General features: G+C 80.7%; 2 pseudogenes. One reads left to right on the top strand and one right to left on the bottom strand.

The features are described 5' to 3' along the window. A pseudogene (locus QC282_RS31965) lies at positions 1-497 on the bottom strand (nickel transporter); the annotation flags it as partial. Positions 498-728: 231 nt separating this feature from the next. Here QC282_RS31965 and QC282_RS31960 point away from each other — a divergent pair. Further along, a pseudogene (locus tag QC282_RS31960) lies at positions 729-2,052 on the top strand (hypothetical protein); the annotation flags it as partial.

Here is a 2,052-nt window from a genome sequence, read left to right as displayed (position 1 = left end):
ACGCCCTGCCCGAGGGTGCGCAGGCTGATGGCACGGCCCTGCGTGGAGTTCGGGTCCACGGCAGCCGCCGCGGCGGCAGCGGCCGCGGCTTCGGCGGGCAGCGGCTGCGCCATGCGGGCGGGCTGCCCGGACTGGCCGCCGCCCAGGCTCGGCTGCGCACCGGCCGGCGCGTGCTGCCCCGGCTGACCGGCCTGGTCCGGCTGCGGGGGCGCGGCGCCCTCGGGAGGCAGGGGGGTACCGGAAGCCGGGGTGTGCGGCTGCGCGTGCGGGGGGACGCCGGGGGCACCGGACGGGGGCATGTCGTTGCCGGGGGCGTTCGGGGGTGCGGGGGCGGCGGCGCCGTGCGGCGGTACCGGGGCGGTGCCGTGAGGCGGTACGGGGCCGGTGCCGTGCGGCGGTACTGCGGCGTTGCCGTTGGGGGGTACGGGGGCGGTGCCGTGCGGCGGTACCGGGGCGGTGCCCGTCGGCGGGACAGGGGCGTTGCCGTGCGCCGGCACGGGCGCGGCGCCGTTGGGCGGTACGGGCGTGCCCGCGCCGGGCGTGTTGTCCTGGCTGGGCGTGTTGTCGGGGCTGGGCCACTGCTGAGGGGCCGGAGTGCCCTGTGCCGGGGTTCCCTGGCCCGGGGGTACTTCGGCGGGGAGGGGCAGGCCGAACGGGACACCGGGAGCCGGAGCGCCCTGGGCGGGCGTGCCCTGCGCCGGGACGCCCTGCGGCGGGGTGACCTGACCGTGGGGACCGTGGGGTGCCTGACCGGGAACCGGCTGCCCGGGAACTGGCTGCCCGGGAGCGCCCTGGCCCGGCGCGACCTGCGGCGGGAGCGGGTGTCCCGCGGTGGCGGGCTGCTGTGCGGGCAGGGCGAGGCGACCGGACGTGTCCTGCGCCTGGCCGGCCTGGCGGTGGCCGTGTGGGGCCGGGTTCGGCTGCGCCGGAGCGTGGGCGCCCGGTACGGCACCCGGCTGCCCGTGCGCCGGTGCCACCTGCGTGCCCTGGCCCGCGATGCCCTGCGCGGGGACGGATTGAGCCTGTACGGACTGAGAAGGTACGGACTGAGCAGGTACGGACTGAGCCGGCGAGCCCTGCGCAGCCGCGGCGGTGCCCTGCTGCGGAACCGGGGCGCCGCCCTGGCCGCCGACCCCTTGCTGAACCTGAGCCTGCGCCTGCACCTGCGCCGGAACCCCGTGCCCGTGGGTCCCCGAGGCGGGCGCCCCCTGGACCGGCACTCCGTGCGCGGGAGTCCCCGGAGCGGGCGCACCCGGGACCGGCCCGCCCTGCGCCGGTCCGTCACCGTGCCCGGGAACCCCGTGTGGCGGAGTCCCCTGGGCGGTGGTCCCGTCCGCCGGCTGCGCGACCGCCCGCCGACGGCGGCCCGTCGGTGCGGTCACGGGATGGGCCTGCGGAGGCGTGTGGTCGCCGGACTGGTCCTGCGGCACGGCGTCGTGCCGACCGTCGTCGATCAGGCCGTCACCGGCGGCAGCGGGCCCGGGCACCTGCGCCTGGCCACCCTGCCCGGTGCCGGGCACCTGCGGCTGCCCGGATGCGGAGCCCGGCCCGGACGCGGAGCCCTGCCCGTGACCGGGGCCGTGACCGGGGCCGGGAACCCGCCCCTGCCCGACGGACTGCCCTTGCCCGAGGGCATGCCCCTGCCCGGGAACCCGCCCCGGCCCGGAGCCCTGCCCGTGCCCGGAGTCCTGCCCCTGACCGGGCTGCTCAACGGACCCGGGACGCCCGGGCTGTCCCGGCTGACCGGGCTGCCCGGCCTGACCAGCACCCGAACCCGGCCCGGCGCCCTCGCCCGCGTCATCGGCCCGGTCCGCATCGGCAGGCGGCAGGGCGAACACCGTGCGGGGCCCCGCCTCCTGCGCGGCGGCGCGTTCGTTCGCGGCGGCCAGGGCGCGGCGACGGCGTCCCGTCGGCTGGGAGGCCGCGGCGCCGGGGGAGTTCACGCCGGACGGAGCGGGCTGCGCGGCCGGCAGCGCGTGCTGGGCGCCGGGCTCGCGGCGGGCCCGGCGTCCGGTGGGCGCGGGCCCGCCCGGCGGCGGCACCGTCCCGCCC

This window comes from Streptomyces sp. DH24, assembly GCF_029813775.1.
Taxonomy (GTDB): domain Bacteria; phylum Actinomycetota; class Actinomycetes; order Streptomycetales; family Streptomycetaceae; genus Streptomyces.
Note: the sequence above shows the minus strand (reverse complement) of the source record. Positions and strands in the feature narration are given on the sequence as shown.